Genomic DNA, 19,478 nt, shown 5'->3' with positions numbered 1-19,478 from the left:
AAATCCCCTGTGGTCGCCGGGCTTTTGTGTTGAGCGGGCTTGCCCCGCGCGAGGCAAGCTCGCTCACCACAAAAGCCCAGGGGCCCAGTGAAATCGCATTCAGTCTTTTTTATTGGAGAAACGTCGTAGATCCAGAGTCATCGGCAGCTCGTCATTAATCTCCAGGTTTGGCACCGGCAGTTTTCCAGGCGTATGCCCCAAGCGGAAAAACCGCTCCTGCCGCCGGCTCTCAGCGCCGTTGGCGTTCACCGGCAAGCTGTCGTAGTTGCGCCCGCCCGGATGCGCCACGTGGTACTGACAGCCGCCCAGCGAACGTTGCATCCAGGTGTCCAGCAGGTCGAACACCAACGGCGCGTGCACCGCAATGGTCGGTTGCAGGCAGTTGGCCGGTTGCCACGCGCGGTAGCGCACACCGGCGACAAACTCACCCACGCGACCGGTCGGTTGCAGCGGCACTGCAATGCCGTTGCAGGTCAGCAGGTAGCGCTGCGGCGGCAGGCCGCTGAGTTTGACTTGCAAGCGTTCCAGCGACGAGTCCACATACCGCACGGTACCGCCCACCGCGCCCTCCTCGCCCAGTACATGCCAAGGCTCCAAAGCCTGGCGCAGTTCCAGTTCGATACCGTTGACGGCGTAGTCGCCCACCTTGGGGAAACGGAACTCCAGGTGCGCGGCAAACCATTCTGCGCGCAGCGGGTAGCCGGCGGCGTTGAGTTCGACGATGACGTCGGCGAAATCCTGCTCGATAAAGTGCGGCAGCAGGAAGCGGTCATGCAGTTCGGTGCCCCAGCGCGCCAGTTTTGGCGGTGCATAGGGTTCACGCCAGAAACGCGCGACCAGCGCCCGCAGCAGCAGTTGCTGGGTCAGGCTCATACGCGCGTGGGGCGGCATTTCAAAGGCGCGCAGCTCCAGCAGGCCCAGGCGGCCTGTGGCACCGTCGGGCGAGTAGAGCTTGTCGATGCAGAATTCGGCGCGATGGGTGTTGCCCGTCACGTCGATCAGCAGGTTGCGCAACAGGCGGTCTACCAGCCACGGCGGGCATTCTTCGCCGGGGGCGGGCATCTGTGCGAAGGCGATTTCCAGCTCATATAACGCATCGTTACGTGCTTCATCCACCCGTGGCGCCTGGGAGGTCGGGCCGATAAACAGGCCGGAAAACAGGTAGGACAGCGATGGGTGGTTATGCCAGTAGCTGATCAAACTGCGCAGCAAGTCGGGGCGACGCAGAAACGGCGAATCCTTCGGCGTGGCGCCCCCGAGCACAAAGTGGTTACCGCCACCGGTACCGGTGTGGCGCCCGTCGATCATGAATTTTTCAGTGGTCAGGCGGGTTTGCCGGGCCTCTTCGTAGAGGAATTCGGTGCGCTCGACCAACTCGTCCCAGGTCGCGGACGGCTGCACGTTGACCTCGATCACACCTGGGTCCGGGGTAATCCGGAAGTTGCTCAGGCGCATATCGAACGGCGGCTCATAGCCTTCCAGCAACACCGGGCAATGCAACTCTTCGGCGGTGGCCTCAATGGCGGCCACCAGTTCCAGGTAATCCTCAACGCGCTCCAGAGGCGGCATGAACAAGTACAGCCGGCCCTCACGTGTTTCGGCGCACAACGCGGTACGGGTCAGCCAATCGGCGGATTCGTCCACCTGCGGCACGCGGTCTTCACTGGGAGCAGGCTCACCGTGGCTTTGCAGTTGCGCGGTGGTGGGCAGCTCCGGCTGCTCCTGATTCGGGTCGGTGGGGTGCACGAACGGATATTCCGCCGCCGTCACCCACGGTTGCGAGGCCAGCGGCAGGCGATAGCCCAGCGGCGAATCTCCCGGCACCAGGCGGCAGTGGTTGTCGCGCAGGTACCAGCGGCCGCTTTGCCAACGGTCATTGGCCGCCGTGCGCGCCAGCGGCAGTACCTGGCCGATGACCTTATCCAGGCCCTGGCTGAATACTTTGCGCAGGCGCGCGCGCTCCAGATCGTCGCTCAGGCGCGGGTCCTGGGCGGTGACGTTTTGCGCCAGCGCGCCTTCACGCCACAGGTAGTAGAAATTATCTTCGAACGCGGGGAATACAAAGCGCGCCGGCAGCTTGAGGCGCTCGGCGACGCTGGCCAGGAAACGCCCGGCCATCACGCCATCGGCGCCGTAGTCCTGCTGTTCATCGGCGATCAACGCGCTGTTGTGCCAGATCGGCACGCCGTCGCGGCGCCAATAGCAGTTGAGCGACCAACGCGGCAGTTGTTCGCCGGGGTACCACTTGCCCTGGCCGAAATGCACCAGGCCCTTGGGCGCATAGTGCTGGCGCATGCGCTGGAACAGCTCGGCCGACAGGCGACGCTTGTCCGGGCCGAGGGCGGCGGTGTTCCACTCGGCGCCGTCGGGGTCGTCGATGGACACGAAGGTCGGTTCGCCGCCCATGGTCAGGCGTACGTCGTCCTTGAGCAGGTCGCCATCGATCTGTCGGCCCAGGGCCTGGATCGCCAGCCATTGTTCCTCGGTGTAGGGCTTGGTCACCCGAGGGGCTTCCCAGATCCGCTCCACCGACATTTCGTGAGTAAATTCGCACTCGCACGGTTCCACCAGCCCACTGATCGGTGCGGCGGACGATGGGTCAGGACTACAGGCCAACGGGATATGCCCTTCACCGGCAAACAAGCCGGACGTGGCGTCCAGGCCGATCCAGCCGGCGCCGGGCAAATACACTTCGCACCAGGCGTGCAGGTCGGTGAAGTCCACCTCAGTGCCGGATGGGCCGTCGAGGGCTTTGACGTCGGCGGTCAGCTGAATCAAGTAGCCGGACACAAACCGCGCCGCCAAGCCCAGGTTGCGCAACAGTTGCACCAGCAACCACGCCGAATCGCGGCACGAGCCGGAGGCGTTTTCCAGCGTGAACTCCGGGGTTTGCACGCCCGGCTCCATGCGGATCAAGTAGCCGATATCGGCGGCCAGGCGCTGGTTGAGACCCACCAGGAAATCCACGGCGGGCAACGGCGTACGGTCGATACCGGCCAGGTAGGCGGCGAATTTAGGCGTCAGCGGCAGGGTTTCCAGGTACGGCGCCAGCTCGCGCTGCTCATCGGCGGCGTAGCTGAAGGGGATTTTCTCGGCGTAGGGCTCGAGGAAAAAGTCGAACGGGTTGAACACCGCCATCTCGGCGACCAGGTCGACTTCGATACGCAGTTCATCGGTCTTTTCCGGAAACACCAGGCGCGCCAGGTAATTGCCCTGGGGGTCTTGCTGCCAATTGATGAAGTGCTGTTCGGGCAGCACTTTGAGTGCGTAGGACAAAATCCGCGTACGGCTATGGGCCGCCGGGCGTAAACGCACGATCTGTGGGCCGAGTTCAACAGCGCGGTCGTAGCGGTAATGCGTAACGTGGTGCAACGCGACATGAATCGACACGGCGGCCTCCTGCGAGCCAGGGCATGGACACAACGTGCGCAAGACTTATGCCAGAGCGGAGGTCATTGCGCTTTATCGTAAGACCCGGTGCAGTAGAGCACCAAAACGGCGCCAATGTACGTACCGTGGTGCAAGAGCTGCACATATTTGTGGCGCAGGGTGGCGAATCTACCCACCTAGCGTGCTTTGTGTGTTGCGATGATGGCTTGGCGCAGCCGCCTCACTTCAACGAGTTTCTGGCGCATTTCGCGGTGACGTTTACTGTTGAGCAGCAGCAACCCCAGCAGCGGGAACAGCAGGCTCAAGCCATAGGAAAGCGGATGCGGACCAAACGCGATGGTGGGCAGCACCACCAGAACACAGAGCGCAAGCAATATCACCAGCGGCCATACCCATTGCGGCCGCCCGCGCGCGATCATGAAATTGCACTGCACGATGCCCCACGTCAGCGCGAGGCCACCCAGAAAGGAATATTTGAGGTTGTCGTCCATCGGCAAGCGCGGGAAATAACTGTCGAAAATCAGTGGCACCGCAAACACCAGGCTGAACACCGCCGCGAAAATCGCGCCCATGAAGACCGGAAAGTACTGCGCCAGAAAACTGCGAATACCGGGTAGCTCATTCATTGCTCATTTCCTCATACAGTCCCACGGCAATGGTGCGCACATTCCCCGAGATTGCACTGCCGGTGAATCCGATGGCCGCGCCCAGGGCATCCTGTATCTGGGTCACCGTTGCATGCTTGACCTGGGCGGGGGTGAAACGCTTGGTCGCCTCGCCGGACAGTTGCTTCAACTTGAGCATTTTGGCGGTCATGCGCGGGTCCTGGATGCTGAGCAGCTCCTTCGTGAGCTTGGCGCGCTCTTGCCGGGTCAAGCCTCGCAATACGTCCCGCACGCTTTTGCCCGTGGCGGCCTGGTTCATCCGCACCAGCTTTACCGTGGTCAACGTCGATGCGCCGACCCCGATCAACGACGCCGCATCCAGCGCGATCATCGTGTACTGATACCAATCCGAGCTGTCGAGCTTGTCGTTTTTGGAGGGGTCACTGATCTCATTGCTGACGCGATAGCCACTGGCAAAACACTGCAGTGTGCTGGCCGTGGCGGCGGTATAGCCGATGGCCGTGATCACGCTGCTGGCGCCCGCCGTGAACGGCACGGCGACGGTACCGCTGAGCACGACGATCCAACCGATGATCGCGCCTGCGCAGGACAGGGACGTGTTGATCGCCTCTCCCACCAGGCGCGATTCGCGAGGGTTGTCCTGGACCTGTTGCGCAAACTGCGCCGGGGCAATGTACTTCTGCGCTTCACGCAAAATAATGCGTTTGGGGGCAATGCTGCAGATCGGCTGGAACTCACGCAGCGTGACCACGTTGAACTCGGCATCGATATACACGACGCCCGCCCCTACGATGGCCGGATCGGCATCAATGGCCGCAAACAGGCGCGGCAGGTTGATCTGGCTTTCGATGCGCTGGCGCGCCAGGAACTGGGAGCGGTTGGAGTCCATGCCGATATTGAGCAGGGGGTTGCTCATTGGGGTGCTCTTCCTTGAAGGGGGTGGTGACTGGACTGACGCTATCGGGAGCAAGCCCCCGATAGCGATCTAATGGGCGCCACATTAGCAAACAGGCAACCCACTCGCCACACAGCAAAACGCCAGCTCAAGGCTGGCGTTCTGCATATTCAAGCGACGATCAACGCGGCACAACCGGCTTGCGCGCTGGCTTGCCGCCCTTGCCCTTGGCCGCATCGCTGCGCTCTTTGGCCGCCTGCTTGTTACGCGCCTGCGCGGCGGCCTTGGCTTGTTCGCGCTTGTCCCACGGGTTGCTGCCATCGCTGCCACGGGGTGGCAGGCCGGTGTGCTGGGTGAGGATTTTGGTCGTCGTTTCCTTGGCGACCTTGTGGCTGCCGGCCGGCGTCGAGTTCTTGCGACGGGCGCTCTGGTAGCTGTCGGTGCTCGGCTGATGCAGCGGGATCAATTGGTCTTTGCCCGGCCCGATCAGGTCGGCGCGGCCCATGCGGGTCAGTGCTTCACGCAGCATCGGCCAGCCTTTCGGGTCGTGGTAACGCAGGAACGCCTTGTGCAGACGGCGCTGCTCCTCGCTCTTGACGATGGTCACCGCGTCACTCTTGTAGGTGACCTTGCGCAGCGGGTTCTTGCCCGAGTGATACATCGCGGTGGCGGTGGCCATCGGCGACGGGTAGAACGCCTGCACCTGGTCGGCGCGGAAGCCGTTGCCCTTGAGCCACAGGGCCAGGTTCATCATGTCTTCATCGGTGGTGCCGGGGTGGGCGGCGATGAAGTACGGGATCAGGTACTGCTCCTTGCCCGCTTCCTTGGTGTACTTCTCGAACATGCGCTTGAACTTGTCATAGCTGCCGATGCCCGGTTTCATCATCTGGTTGAGCGGACCTTCCTCGGTGTGTTCCGGGGCGATCTTGAGGTAGCCACCGACGTGGTGGGTGACCAGCTCTTTGACGTATTCCGGCGACTCCACGGCGAGGTCGTAGCGCAGGCCGGACGCGATCAGGATCTTCTTCACACCCGGCAATGCACGGGCGCTGCGGTACAGCTGGATCAGCGACGAGTGGTCGGTGTTCAGGTTCGGGCAAATGCCGGGGAACACGCACGACGGCTTGCGACACGCCGACTCGATCTCAGGGCTCTTGCAGGCGATGCGGTACATGTTCGCGGTCGGGCCGCCGAGGTCGGAAATCACGCCGGTAAACCCGGGCACTTTGTCACGGATCTCTTCGATTTCGCGAATGATCGACTCTTCGGAACGGTTCTGGATGATGCGGCCTTCGTGCTCGGTGATCGAGCAGAAAGTGCAGCCGCCGAAGCAGCCGCGCATGATGTTCACCGAGAAACGGATCATGTCGTAGGCCGGGATTTTCTCCTTGCCGTACACCGGGTGCGGGACTCGCGCGTAGGGCATGCCGAACACGTAGTCCATTTCTTCGGTGGTCATGGGAATGGGTGGCGGGTTGAACCACACGTCCACTTCACCGTGCTTCTGCACCAGGGCGCGGGCGTTGCCTGGGTTGGTTTCCAGGTGCAACACGCGGTTGGCGTGGGCGTAGAGCACCGCGTCACCGCGGACTTTTTCCACCGACGGCAAGCGGATCACGGTCTTGTCGCGGGTCATGCGCGGGCTGGCCAGGATCTGTACGACCTTGGCTTCTTCCGGATCATCGACCGGTCCCTTTTCCTGCTCGATGGCGCAGGCCTGGGTGTCCTGGGTGTTCACGTACGGGTTGATGATCTTGTCGATCTTGCCCGGACGGTCGATGCGCGTGGAGTCCACTTCGTACCAGCCCGCCGGCGTGTCACGGCGAATGAACGCAGTACCGCGCACGTCGGTGATGTCTTCGATCTTGTGGCCCCACGACAGGCGTTGGGCGACTTCGACGATGGCCCGCTCGGCGTTGCCGTACAGCAGGATATCGGCGGTGGCGTCGATCAGGATCGAGTTGCGCACACGGTCCTGCCAGTAGTCGTAGTGGGCAATACGGCGCAGCGAGGCTTCGATGCCGCCAAGCACGATCGGCACGTTCTTGTAGGCTTCCTTGCAACGCTGGCTGTACACCAGGCTCGCACGGTCCGGGCGTTTGCCGGCCATGCCGCCAGGGGTGTAGGCGTCGTCGGAGCGGATTTTCTTGTCGGCGGTGTAGCGGTTGATCATCGAGTCCATGTTGCCGGCCGCGACGCCGAAAAACAGGTTCGGCTCGCCAAGCTTCATGAAGTCGTCTTTGGACTGCCAGTTCGGCTGCGCAATGATCCCGACGCGAAAGCCCTGGGACTCCAGCAGCCGACCGATGATCGCCATGCCGAACGACGGATGGTCAACGTAGGCATCACCGGTGACGATAATGATGTCGCATGAATCCCAGCCAAGCTGATCCATCTCCTCCCTGCTCATCGGCAGGAATGGTGCAGGGCCGAAACATTCGGCCCAGTACTTGGGATAGTCAAATAACGGCTTGGCTGTTTGCATGACGGTGACCGGTGTTGAGATGAAAAATCGCGGGCGCGAAATATAGCACAAAATTTGACCAATTCCGACGGTGGTGGTGGGTTTCTATTTTCAGCGCACTCAGGGGCTACCGGGCTAGGCATTGTTCAAAAAAATCGTGAGTAGGCTACCGACGATCGATCACTGCTCTGCATGGCCCACTCATGAATCACCCAGACACACAGGTTGCAACACCCACCCTTAGCCTTCACAAAGACTTCATCGACACGCAATTGCCGTACTGGCTCAGCGAAGCGTCGTTGGAATCTCGCCAGCAATTGCGTCGACAACTGATTGCCAGCAACCAGGCCCGGCACACGCTCAAAGCGCTCATGGACGAACTGAAAAGCCCCGAAGCTTACGCTCGTCCATTGATACGCGATCTCATCGACACACAATTCTCCTTGTTCCTGAAGGATGAAACATCCCTGTTAGTGCGCGAATGGAAGAACAGTCATTTACTGGGCCTGATAAAAAACCACGCGAGGACCACTGAACAAAACTTGCTGGAAGCAGCCCTGCAAAATTTTGAAGCCTCTGAAGCCGAAAAAGAGGGCATGGAACAAGGCTCCGGTCTTTATAACCTTACTGAAAGCGGCCGAACACTGAGCATGCTTGCACCAACGGATTTCGCCACTGCGTGTCGCGAACTGGATATCGGTGGCAAGTACCTGAAACACCTGACTGACGTGCTTGAACCCGCCCCCACGCCTGGCAGCAAGCGCACCGCCGCAACGGTGCTTGGCTTGTTCAGTGAGAATGACCGGCTGGCCTTCGGCGTCGCACTGAACATCAGTTATATGAAGGGGCATTTAAACACCCGACTCTACGCACACCTGCAGAGCCTGCAACAGACAGGCAATCACGTGGATCTGCCGTGCAGCCACCTGACCCTCGGTGGTGTGGTGCTGCCCAATGTGCTGATGATCCATGCAAGCAAGCACGTCAACGAATACCTGCTATAAGTCCCGGAAGATCCGATTACGCCCTTTCTTGCGTACCGTTCACTGCACGAGGTCGAGCAAACATTGGTTTCGCGCTTGAGCGATCCCGAGTACCTGGTGTTTTTCAATCGCCTGGTCCCCTTGCAGCATCAAGGCACGTTGCTGGCCCTGAAGCAGGGAGGGATTGACTGGATCGACAAAGGGCAACTGATCGGAAAGCCAGTGGTCTGCGCGTGCGCCCGCCTGAATGAACCGGTGACGCTCACGCCCATCCAGGGCAACGTGTTCCAGGCCATGGCCCGTCAGCGTATCGCACAGATCAAAAACGATGCGCGCATCCTGGCAGTCTCCACCGCCGATATCGATATCCTCAGCCGGCAAAAGCGTTTGCAACGCTGGAAAGACTTGGGCCAGTCACTGCTGTTGTTCGCGGCTTCATTTATCCCCATCGTCGGGGAAGTGTTGCTGGTCGTCACGGCCGGCCAACTGATTCATAGCGTTTATAACGGTTTTGCCGCCTGGAGCCGCGGCGACAGCGACGAGGCCTTGAATGACCTTCTGGATGTGGTGGACACCGTCGCCCAGGCCGTGGTCACGGCCGGCGCCATCAAAGCCACGGGGTTTACCGCAGGGCTGGTGAAAGTCCACTTGCGCAATAAAGGCTATCGTCTCTGGAAACCTGACCTGGCCCCCTACCTGCACCCGACGACGCTTCCGGAGGGGCTTGCCGCCGATAGCCAGGGCATCTACCGGCATAAACAACAGCAGTTTCTAAAAATCGATGATGGCATTCACGCCGTACAACAAACCGCTAAGGGCGGCCAGTGGGAATTGCCTCACCCTACCGACCCGCAAGCTTACAAGCCGCCATTGCTCAGCAACGGTGTTGGCGGCTGGCGCCATGCCCACGAAACCTCGCAGGACTGGGACGACCTCAAGCTGATAAAACGGCTGGGCCCCGACGCCGCGAATATCAAGCAGCCCATGGTCGAGCCGATTTTGTTGATTGGCGGCGTCGACACGACTGCCCTGCGCGAGGTCCATCAGGATGTCCTACGCCCCCCGCCGGCGCTGCGTACCACCGTCAAGCACTTCAACCTGCAACAGGAAATCCAGGATTTCGATCTGAACCGCGCCGAAGGTACGAGCGTGACGCCACACTCACCTTTCATTCAGCTCTACCTGGTGTGTTCACTGCGTGACTGGCCAACGAATCGCACGCTGAAAATCGTCGATGAACAGCAAAACGTGCTGATCAGTCAGGGCACCGGCCCGATTGAAATACGGATCCCAGAAGCACGCTTCAGAAAAGGCGAACTGCTGCACGCCTTGGAACAACAGTTGTCACAATCCGAATTCAACCGGCTGATGCCCAGTCTCTACCTGACATACCTGACCAAAGTGGAGAACCTGGCGAGGAACCTTCAGGCCACTGCGCAGACCCGGCATCAACCCTTGTTTACTTGGCTCAAGTCGATCAATGACAAGACAAACGACCCGATTCAAACCGATATTCGCGCACTCGTTCCCGAGCTTTCGAAAAGCCATCTTGAGGAGATGGCTGCCGTGCTGGCTCCACAAGAGCGAGCCCGTCTGCACCGCGAAAAAACGCTGAGCCCCTTGCAGCGCTGGGAAGCCGAGCAGTACGTTGGCAATGCTCGCAACCGTGCGACCTACGAAGGCGTCTATTTGGACTCGATGAACAATCCCGACAGCCTGCCGCTGATATTGCATAGTCTGGAGCAGTTGCCCGGCTGGCCGCCGTTTCGGCAGATCGAGGTCAACCAGAGCAACGGCCAGTTGCTGTACCGCATCGGCGACAAAGGCGCTGCTACCCACCACATTCTGGTCATGGAGCGGGGCCTTTACGCGACCTACGACGGCGCAACCAAAAACCGCCTGCACGAACCGGCGACGCTCTTTGACGCCGTTGATCAAACATTGTCCGACACCGAACGCGAGAATCTGCTCAAGCAATCTGGGGCTAAAGACTTGCGTGAAGCCGTGCGCAAAGCCTGCTCGCAGTCGCAGGTCAAAGCCCCACCTTTGCGTGCAGCGATCAACCGCCCGCAAGCGGTCGCCAGCGAGGGTCGGCCTTTCGATCCGCTTTTCGCAGACTCCGCCCCACCCCAGGGTTTGGCACTGCGCGCTGACGGGACCTATCAAAGCCCCGCGCAACCGGACGGCAGCTATCGTTATTACGTACAGGAACAGGGCGCTTACTTTCAAATCAAACCCGATGGATCAGACTGGCGATTGATCGACGCCCGCAGCCGATTCAGGGCTTACCAGCCTTATGTGCGCCGCAAACCCGGCGGCGGCTGGGAAATAGATCCGGTCAACGGTGCGCTGCTGGGAGGCCTGAAAGAACTGCCGTCCTCCCCGGACGAATCCATGGATACCGGTAGCAATGACTTCATCTCCGCCGAGTCCTCTGCCAGCGAGTATGAGTCCGCTACAGAGGGTACGGTGGAACCGCGCTACAGCGCCGCTGAGTCAGCGTATATGCGCTCGATGCGTGGCTATCAGTACAGTCAGAACCACCGCCGCCTCTACGACCGCGCCAACAATGGGCGCTACCCGCTGCGTGATGAACAGGGCCTTCCCATGCGCATCAGACAAATACAAAGCCACTCGAGATCGTTGAGCACTGGCGAGGTGCGAAAGAGCGACGTACTTCGGCCTTATATCCGCTGGGAAGGTTTTGAAGACGTCGCACGCCTTTATGAAGACAAGTTGGAGCTCGTGACCTTCACCGCGGCTCATCAAAAATTTGCACCGGAGGCCGTCATGATCGGCGAGGCTACCGTGGTCAGCAGACGCCCGATCAGCAAAGGCGAGCCTCTGGGTGTTTATGGTGGAGGGGTGTTGCCATTTCAGATTGCCCGAGCACGGCAAGACCCTTATTTGATGCAGATCAAAATCATGCAACCAATCACACCCCACGCCCCGAGCATGCAACCCGTGCTATCGGGAGACAACATCCTGTCCAGAATCAATACGATTTTTGAATATGAAAACGGGCAGCCGGTCAGGCAGGCGGCCACCGGTTACAACGCCGAGGCGGCGCAATTTTGGGTAATGACCCAGGTCGGCCAAAACCCTCAGGAAAAGGCGATTCTGACCGCGCTGTTCGCCACTGAAGATATACCCGCCGCCACCGAGCTGCGTTGGAACTACCAATACGACGAAGCAACGATCAGAGCGATTTTTCCGCGCTGAGCAGCTTATTCGTCGTCATCAAAGTTGTAACTACCCGGCGCCAGGTTCTCGAAGCGTGTGTATTTACCGATGAACGCCAGCCGGATAAAGCCGATCGGGCCGTTCCGCTGCTTGCCGATGATGATCTCGGCAATGCCCTTGTGTTCGGTTTCGGGGTGGTACACCTCGTCGCGGTACACGAACATGATCACGTCGGCGTCCTGCTCGATCGCGCCGGATTCACGCAAGTCGGAGTTCACCGGGCGCTTGTTCGGGCGCTGTTCCAGAGAGCGGTTGAGCTGGGAAAGCGCCACCACCGGACAGTTGAATTCCTTGGCCAGGGCCTTGAGGGAACGCGAGATCTCGGAAATCTCGTTGGTACGGTTGTCGCCGCTGGAGCCGGGGATCTGCATCAATTGCAGGTAGTCGATCATGATCAGCGCGATCTCGCCGTGCTCACGCACCAGGCGGCGGGTACGCGCACGCATTTCCGACGGGCTGATGCCGGCGGTGTCATCGATAAACAGCTTGCGATCGTTGAGCAGGTTGACCGCCGAGGTCAGGCGCGGCCAATCGTCGTCTTCCAGCTGGCCGGAACGCACCTTGGTCTGGTCGATTCGCCCGAGGGACGAGAGCATACGCATGATCAGCGACTCACCTGGCATCTCAAGGGAGTACACCAGTACCGCCTTGTCGCTGCGCAACACGGCGTTTTCCACCAGGTTCATTGCAAAGGTGGTCTTACCCATGGACGGACGGCCGGCGACGATGATCAAGTCAGAAGGCTGCAAGCCGCTGGTCTTCTCGTCGAGGTCGGTGTAGCCGGTGGAAATACCCGTAATGGCGGCGTCGGTATTGAACAGCGTGTCGATGCGGTCGATGGCCTTGGTCAACAGGTCGTTGACGCTGACCGGGCCGCCGGTTTTCGGACGCGCTTCGGCGATCTGGAAAATCTGGCGTTCGGCCTCGTCAAGGATCTCGGCAGCGGTGCGGCCTTCGGGGTTGAAGGCACTGTCGGCGATTTCGGTGCTGATGCCGATCAACTGGCGCAGGGTGGCGCGCTCACGAACGATCTGGGCATAGGCCTTGATGTTGGCGACGGAGGGCGTATTTTTCGCCAGCTCGCCGAGGTAGCCCAGGCCGCCGACTTGGGAGGTTTGACCCTCTTTGTCCAACTGCTCGGCCAGTGTCACTACGTCGATCGGCGAGTTCTGGTCGGCCAGTTTGGCGATGGCGCGGAAGATCAGGCGGTGGTCATGGCGATAGAAGTCACCGTCCGAGACTTGATCCAGCACGCGCTCCCAGGCGTTGTTGTCCAGCATCAAGCCACCGAGCACGGCCTGTTCGGCCTCGATGGAGTGCGGCGGCACCTTCAGGGCAGCGGTTTGCAGATCGTATTGCTCAGGAGCTGAAATATCGTTCATGGCCACTTGGAATTTGGGGGTTGTAGAAAAACAAAAGGCACGACCTGTAAACAGGATCGTGCCCGATGTTAACCGCCTGGCACACGAGGTGCCAGTCAGTTAGGTGCTGCTTAAGCTGCTACCACGACAACGCGTACGGTGGCTTCAACTTCGGCGTGCAGGTGCACGGCTACGTCGAATTCGCCTACGTTGCGGATGGTGCCGTTCGGCAGACGAACTTCGCTCTTCTGCACTTCAACGCCGGAGGCGGTCAGTGCATCAGCGATGTCGTGAGTACCGATCGAACCGAACAGCTTGCCTTCGTCACCGGCGGTGGCAGTGATAGTCACTTCCAGCTCAGCCAGTTGGGCAGCGCGCGTTTCAGCCGAGGCTTTCTTGTCTGCTGCGGCTTTTTCCAGCTCGGCACGACGCTCTTCAAACGCAGCCAGGTTGGCAGCGGTTGCAGCGGTGGCTTTGCCGTATGGCAGCAGGTAGTTACGACCGTAGCCGGCCTTAACGTTTACTTTGTCGCCCAGGTTGCCCAGGTTGGCGACTTTTTCCAGAAGGATCAGTTGCATGTGAAAATCCTCTAACTTTTAACCTTCACCGTTCGCGCCATCGGCATCTTTCGACGCCAGACGTCCGCGAAAATCAATCAGGCCGTCGACAATGGCAATCACCACGAGTAACGGATAAATCAGCTGCATGAACGGCAGTATCGTGACGTACAACCCCACCAGCCAGAACTTGGCCAGGCGCTTCTGCGCGACCAGCCCATGAATCAGGGCCAATCCGGCAAACACCAGCGGTACGCTGCAAAACAGCATCAAAAAGGCCATCTGTGGACCGAGATTCGGTCCGACAACCATCAATGCCAGCAGCAACATCGCCGGGCCCACGGGGATTCTGATACTGCGAAATTCGCGACCAAAACCACCCGGGTTGTACAACAACGCCTGCCAATAACGCCCAAGTATCAGGCTCAGCACGCTGACGACCTGCATTATTGCCGCCATAAGGCCGGTCAGGACCGGTGCAATCAGTGTTGCCAGACGCGCTCGCTCATCTACCGAAAGCTGCTGGTAGAGTTCCCCGAGGGCCAGCGGCAGGACCTTGACGATCTCCTGCGCCACCACCTCGATTTGCGGGCGGAAAGCCGCGTCAATCAACAGCGAAAACACCAACCCCAATGCCACGCTGACCAGCAGCGTACGGACCCAGGACTCACTTGCGCGCAGAACCAACGCAAGGCTCGATGACCCCAGCAGTACCAGAAGTACCTTGGGCTCATCCAGCTTCAGCCACCAGAACAAAGCGGCCAGCAATCCCAGGGCGAGGACACCAACGGCGTCCTGCAAACCGCGCCGCAGCAGCACAAGGCAACCTGCGGCAGCACCCAACCAATAAAGCAACGGCAATGCCGCACAGCCAGCCACTACCAGAGTGGCCTGCATACGACCGCGCATGATGAACTCAGCTAAGGCGCGCATGCATTCAATCCTTTACTACTTGTCGACTGCCCGGTCTCAGCGGCCGTGGCTGTCGGTGTAGGCCAGCAGGGCCAGGAAGCGGGCGCGCTTGATAGCGGTGGCCAGCTGACGCTGATAACGAGCTTTGGTACCGGTGATGCGGCTTGGAACAATTTTGCCGGTCTCGGATACGTAGGCTTTCAGAGTGTTGAGATCTTTGTAGTCGATCTCCTTCACTTCTTCAGCGGTGAAGCGGCAAAACTTACGACGACGGAAGAAACGTGCCATTTGATAGGCTCCTTAATAAGGTCCGTGGATTACTCGTCAGCGTTATCGCTGCTGTCGCTGTCATCACTGTCAGCGCTATCAGCGCCTTCGTGCTCAGGACGGTCGCGACGCTCACGGCGCTCACTGCGGTTTTCTTCAGCCTTGAGCATCTCGGATTGGCCGGTAACGGCTTCTTCGCGACGGATGACCAGGTTACGGATCACTGCATCGTTGTAGCGGAAGTTGTCTTCCAGCTCGGCCAGGGCCTTGCCAGTGCACTCAACGTTCAGCATCACGTAGTGAGCCTTGTGAACATTGTTGATTGCGTAGGCCAGTTGACGACGGCCCCAATCTTCCAGACGGTGGATTTTGCCGCCGTCTTCTTCGATCAGCTTGGTGTAACGCTCAACCATGCCGCCGACTTGCTCGCTTTGATCCGGGTGGACCAAAAAGATGATTTCGTAATGACGCATGAATGCTCCTTACGGGTTGTAGCCTGCCGCTCAAAAACGGTCAGACAAGGAGTGAATGACACTTATGGATCTTGCCGCAGGGGAGGCACATGCGTGCCTGCCAGGTGGGCAAGGGGCGCAATTGTAGAGAAGGGGAAGAAAGGGCGCAAGGTGATTGGTGATTATTTGAACAATCTCCACACACCACAAAAACAAATGTGGGAGGGGGCTTGCTCCCGATAGCAGTGGCTCATTCAACACAGTTGTTGAATGACATGCCGCTATCGGGGCAAGCCCCCTCCCACATTTTGGTTCTATGCCAGCTCAGAATTACTTCTTGGCCTTGGCCTTGGCGCCACGCTGACGCTGGGCCTCGAACAAGCACACGCCGGTCGCCACCGACACGTTCAGGCTGCTGACGCTACCGGCCATCGGCAGGTGCACCAGGTAATCGCAATGCTCACGGGTCAGACGGCGCATGCCTTTGCCTTCAGCGCCCATGATCAGGATGGTCGGGCCGGTGAGGTCCTGGTCATAAATGCTGACCTCGGCCTCTCCCGCCGTGCCCACAATCCACAGGCCGCGCTGCTGGAGTTTCTCCAACGTGCGCGCCAGGTTGGTCACGGCCACCAGCGGAATCACTTCCGCCGCACCGCAGGCCACTTTACGTACCACTGGCGTCAAGGTAGCCGACTTGTCCTTCGGCACGATCACCGCCAGCGCACCGGCCGCATCGGCCGAGCGCAGGCAGGCGCCGAGGTTGTGCGGGTCGGTGACGCCGTCCAGCACCAGCAACAGTGGCGCGCCTTCGGTACGGTCGAGCAGCTCGTCGAGCATGGCTTCGCCCCAGACCTGGCTCGGGCTGACATCCGCGACCACGCCCTGGTGAACACCTTCGACCCATACGTCCATTTCACGACGCTCGGCCTGGCCGATGGCAACCTTGTTTTGGGTGGCCAGTTCAACCAGCGCTTGCACGCGCGGCTCGCTGCGACCTTCCGCCAACCACACTTGCTTGACGCGTTTAGGGTGGTGACGCAGCAGTGCTTCTACGGCGTGTACGCCGTAGATTTTTTCCAGACTCATGGCTTGGCCTTAGGTTTGCGCGACCCGCCGCTTTTCGCGGGAGCCGAACCCGCTTTGGGCGGGCCTTTACGGTGTTTACTTGGCTTGCTCGACGGCTTTTCCGCCCCGTGGGACTTTCCCCCAGACGCCGCTTTACCACCGCTTTTGGCTTCGTTGAGCAACTGCTGCTTCAACTCGCGACTCTTGCGCAGCTCGGCATTTTTTGCCGCGGCATCGCTTGGTCGGTAGGCTTCGGGCGCCTTGTCTTTGGCAGACGAGCGGCGAGCGGCCTTGGCGGGTTCAGGCTCTGCGGTTTTTGCAGGCGTACCTTTGCCCTTGGTCGCCGGCGCGGCGGTTTCGCTGCCACGTTTTTTTCGGCTATTGGGCGATTCAGCGGGTTTGTCAGGCATGCCGAAGTCGATCTTGCGCTCGTCGAGATCGACGCGCATGACCTGCACTTCCACCGTGTCGCCCAGACGGAAGCTGCGACCGCTGCGCTCGCCCGCCAGACGGTGATGCACAGGGTCGAAGTGGTAGTAATCGCCTGGCAATGCGGTGACATGCACCAGGCCTTCGACGTAAATGTCGGTCAATTCGACAAACAGGCCAAAGCCGGTCACGGCGGTAATCACGCCTGGGAACGATTCGCCGACACGGTCCTTCATGAATTCGCACTTGAGCCAGTTCACCACGTCGCGGGTGGCTTCGTCGGCGCGGCGCTCGCTCATGGAGCACTGCTCGCCCAGCTGTTCCAGGGCCGCTTCGTCGTACGGATAGATCCGTGCCTTCGGAATGGTCATGGCACCGGCGCGCTTGACGTGCGGGGTGTTCTGCTTGGAATGGATCACGCTGCGGATCGCGCGGTGCGTGAGCAGGTCCGGGTAACGACGGATCGGAGAGGTGAAGTGAGTGTACGCTTCGTAATTGAGGCCGAAGTGGCCCTGGTTGTCGGCGCTGTACACCGCCTGGCTCAGGGAACGCAGCATCACGGTCTGGATCACGTGGTAATCCGGACGGTCCTTGATGCTGGCCAGCAGTGCCTGGTAGTCCTTCGGCGTCGGACCTTCCTTGCCTTTATGCAGGGACAGGCCAAGCTCACCGAGGAAGGCGCGCAGTTTTTCCAGGCGCTCCGGCGGCGGGCCGTCGTGCACACGGTACAAGGCAGGAATCTCGTGTTTCTTGAGAAATTCCGCAGTGGCCACGTTGGCCGCCAGCATGCATTCTTCGATCAGCTTGTGCGCATCGTTGCGGGTCGTCGGGGTGATCGCGGCGATCTTGCGCTCGGAACCGAAGACAATCCGGGTTTCCTGGGTCTCGAAGTCGATCGCGCCACGCACGTGACGAGCCCCCAGCAACACCTTGTACAGCGAGTACAGTTGCTTGAGGTGCGGCACCACGCCAGCATATTCGGTACGCAGGGCCTTGGCTTCGCTGGTCTTCGGCGTTTCCAGGATGGTGCTGACCTTGTTGTAGGTCAGGCGCGCCTGGGAGTGGATCACCGCTTCGTAGAACTGGTAATCGGTCATTTCGCCGGTTTTGGAGATGGTCATCTCGCAGACCATGGCCAAACGGTCGACTTTCGGGTTCAGCGAGCACAGGCCGTTGGACAGCTGCTCAGGCAGCATCGGGATCACGCGCTCAGGGAAGTACACGGAGTTGCCGCGCACCTGGGCTTCGTTATCCAGGGCCGAACCGATCTTCACATAGCTGGAGACGTCGGCAATCGCCACGTACAACTTCCAGCCGCCGGAGAACAGGCGCAGCTTGCCGGGCCTGGCTTCGCAGTAGACCGCATCGTCGAAGTCGCGAGCATCTTCGCCGTCAATAGTGACGAACGGCAGATGACGCAGGTCGATGCGTTTTTCTTTGTCCTTCTCTTCGACTTCCGGCTTGAGCTTGGCGGCTTCCTTGAGCACGGCATCAGGCCAGACGTGAGGAATATCGTAGGTGCGCAGCGCCACGTCGATTTCCATGCCCGGCGCCATGTAGTTGCCGACCACTTCAACGATATCGCCCTGCGGCTGGAAGCGCGCGGTTGGCCAGTGGGTGATTTTCACCTCGACGAACTGACCGACCTTGGCGGCGCCATTGCGGCCCGGGGTGATCAGCACCTCCTGCTGCACCTTCGGGTTATCCGGGACCACAAAGCCGATGCCGCCTTCTTCGAAGTACCGACCGACGATGGACTCGTGGGCACGGGACACCACTTCAACGATCACGCCTTCACGGCGACCGCGACGGTCCAGGCCGGAAACGCGTGCCAGGGCACGGTCGCCATCGAACACCAGGCGCATTTGCGCCGGGCTCATGAACAGGTCGTCACTGCCGTCGTCCGGGATCAGGAAGCCGAAGCCGTCACGATGGCCGGCAATGCGGCCGAGGATCAGATCAAGCTTGTCCACCGGCGCATAGGTGCCACGACGGGTGTAGATCAGCTGAGCGTCGCGCTCCATGGCACGCAAACGGCGGCGCAGGGCTTCGAGTTGGTCTTCGGTGGTCAGACCGAACTCTTCAACCAACTGCTCGCGGCTAGCAGGCGAGCCCCGATCGGCGAGATGCGCCAGGATCAGTTCGCGGCTAGGAATAGGGTTTTCATATTTTTCCGCTTCACGAGCGGCCTCGGGATCGAGGGACTGCCAATCGGCCATTAGAGAGTTTTCACCTTGTCTATATGCGGGTTAGTTTGGCATACGCGTATTGAAACGGGAAATTTCAGGTATCAACAAGCGTTTAAAAGCCCTTTATCGCCCTCGGCGCGCACCTTGCGCGACCATTGGCGAAATTTTCCAGGCTTTTTTAATGCCAGGGGTTTACAGCCAAAATTCCACTCCGTATAGTGCGCGCCATCGACGACGGCAACGTTGAAGATACTGCCCAGATGGTGAAATTGGTAGACACGCCAGCTTCAGGTGCTGGTGGCCGCAAGGCCGTGGAAGTTCGAGTCTTCTTCTGGGCACCATATTCAGATCAAACCCGCGAAAGCGGGTTTTTTCGTTTCAGGCCTTTGATTTTTAACGGGAATCTCGATTTATTTTTTTGAATCAGGGGTTTACAGATCAAAAAGCCCGCCGTATAGTTCGCCCCATCAACAGCGGCAACGTTGCTTGATAATGCCCAGGTGGTGAAATTGGTAGACACGCCAGCTTCAGGTGCTGGTGATCGCAAGGTCGTGGAAGTTCGAGTCTTCTCCTGGGCACCAAATTCAGATCAAACCCGCGAAAGCGGGTTTTTTCGTTTCCGAGGGTTTAAAAACCCTACCCGCA

At 59.9% G+C, this 19,478-nt stretch carries 13 protein-coding genes and 2 tRNA genes; 4 read left to right on the top strand and 11 right to left on the bottom strand.

Going from position 1 to position 19,478, the window contains the following annotated elements:
- Positions 1-99 precede the first annotated feature (99 nt).
- The 4 genes from PSH66_RS02890 to PSH66_RS02875 form a co-directional block, all read right to left on the bottom strand.
- Entirely contained in the window at positions 100-3,390 is a 3,291-nt protein-coding gene (locus PSH66_RS02890) for a DUF2126 domain-containing protein (protein WP_305428327.1), read from the bottom strand.
- Between the two features lie 176 nt (positions 3,391-3,566).
- A complete protein-coding gene (locus PSH66_RS02885) occupies positions 3,567-4,016 on the bottom strand; it encodes a hypothetical protein (protein WP_141063024.1) in 450 nt (149 codons plus the stop codon).
- Positions 4,009-4,932, bottom strand: a complete 924-nt coding sequence (locus PSH66_RS02880; RefSeq protein WP_141063025.1) for an NAD synthetase — start codon at positions 4,930-4,932, stop codon at positions 4,009-4,011. The genes PSH66_RS02885 and PSH66_RS02880 overlap by 8 nt, the downstream gene beginning before the upstream one ends.
- A 160-nt stretch (positions 4,933-5,092) precedes the next feature.
- Positions 5,093-7,396 (bottom strand): YgiQ family radical SAM protein, encoded by a 2,304-nt coding sequence (locus tag PSH66_RS02875; protein WP_078823065.1) that lies wholly within the window; start codon positions 7,394-7,396, stop codon positions 5,093-5,095.
- 251 nt (positions 7,397-7,647) lie between these two features.
- On the opposite strand from PSH66_RS02875, the gene PSH66_RS02870 reads away from it, so the two are divergent.
- Together PSH66_RS02870 and PSH66_RS02865 are read left to right on the top strand one after the other, a co-directional pair.
- A complete protein-coding gene (locus PSH66_RS02870) occupies positions 7,648-8,379 on the top strand; it encodes a dermonecrotic toxin domain-containing protein (protein WP_305428326.1) in 732 nt (243 codons plus the stop codon).
- A 75-nt stretch (positions 8,380-8,454) separates the two neighbouring features.
- Positions 8,455-11,580 carry a DUF6543 domain-containing protein gene (locus PSH66_RS02865; RefSeq protein WP_305428325.1) on the top strand — a complete coding sequence of 1,042 codons (3,126 nt, stop codon included), beginning with the start codon at positions 8,455-8,457 and terminating at the stop codon, positions 11,578-11,580.
- Positions 11,581-11,585: 5 nt separating this feature from the next.
- Here PSH66_RS02865 and dnaB read toward each other — a convergent pair whose 3' ends face one another.
- The 7 genes from dnaB to rnr all read right to left on the bottom strand — a co-directional run bounded on the left by dnaB (position 11,586) and on the right by rnr (position 18,863).
- On the bottom strand, positions 11,586-12,983 hold the full coding sequence (dnaB, locus tag PSH66_RS02860) for a replicative DNA helicase (protein WP_042944101.1): 1,398 nt from the start codon (positions 12,981-12,983) through the stop codon (positions 11,586-11,588).
- A gap of 110 nt (positions 12,984-13,093) precedes the next feature.
- Complete coding sequence (gene rplI / locus PSH66_RS02855; RefSeq protein WP_003171376.1) at positions 13,094-13,540, bottom strand: 50S ribosomal protein L9; 447 nt, start codon at positions 13,538-13,540, stop codon at positions 13,094-13,096.
- A gap of 18 nt (positions 13,541-13,558) precedes the next feature.
- Entirely contained in the window at positions 13,559-14,452 is an 894-nt protein-coding gene (locus tag PSH66_RS02850) for a hypothetical protein (protein WP_003171374.1), read from the bottom strand.
- Positions 14,453-14,488: 36 nt separating this feature from the next.
- Positions 14,489-14,719 carry a 30S ribosomal protein S18 gene (rpsR, locus tag PSH66_RS02845; RefSeq protein ID WP_003171373.1) on the bottom strand — a complete coding sequence of 77 codons (231 nt, stop codon included), beginning with the start codon at positions 14,717-14,719 and terminating at the stop codon, positions 14,489-14,491.
- A gap of 29 nt (positions 14,720-14,748) precedes the next feature.
- Entirely contained in the window at positions 14,749-15,171 is a 423-nt protein-coding gene (gene rpsF, locus PSH66_RS02840) for a 30S ribosomal protein S6 (protein WP_003171371.1), read from the bottom strand.
- A 309-nt stretch (positions 15,172-15,480) separates the two neighbouring features.
- On the bottom strand, positions 15,481-16,236 hold the full coding sequence (rlmB, locus tag PSH66_RS02835) for a 23S rRNA (guanosine(2251)-2'-O)-methyltransferase RlmB (protein ID WP_003171369.1): 756 nt from the start codon (positions 16,234-16,236) through the stop codon (positions 15,481-15,483).
- Entirely contained in the window at positions 16,233-18,863 is a 2,631-nt protein-coding gene (rnr, locus tag PSH66_RS02830; protein ID WP_141063027.1) for a ribonuclease R, read from the bottom strand. The genes rlmB and rnr overlap by 4 nt, the downstream gene beginning before the upstream one ends.
- 224 nt (positions 18,864-19,087) lie before the next feature.
- Between rnr and PSH66_RS02825 the strand changes: the two genes are divergently transcribed.
- Positions 19,088-19,174, top strand: a tRNA-Leu gene (locus PSH66_RS02825).
- Between the two features lie 153 nt (positions 19,175-19,327).
- Positions 19,328-19,414 (top strand) — tRNA-Leu (locus tag PSH66_RS02820).
- Positions 19,415-19,478: the final 64 nt, after the last annotated feature.

This window comes from Pseudomonas sp. FP597, assembly GCF_030687435.1.
Taxonomy (GTDB): Bacteria; Pseudomonadota; Gammaproteobacteria; order Pseudomonadales; family Pseudomonadaceae; genus Aquipseudomonas; species Aquipseudomonas lactucae.
Note: the sequence above shows the minus strand (reverse complement) of the source record. Positions and strands in the feature narration are given on the sequence as shown.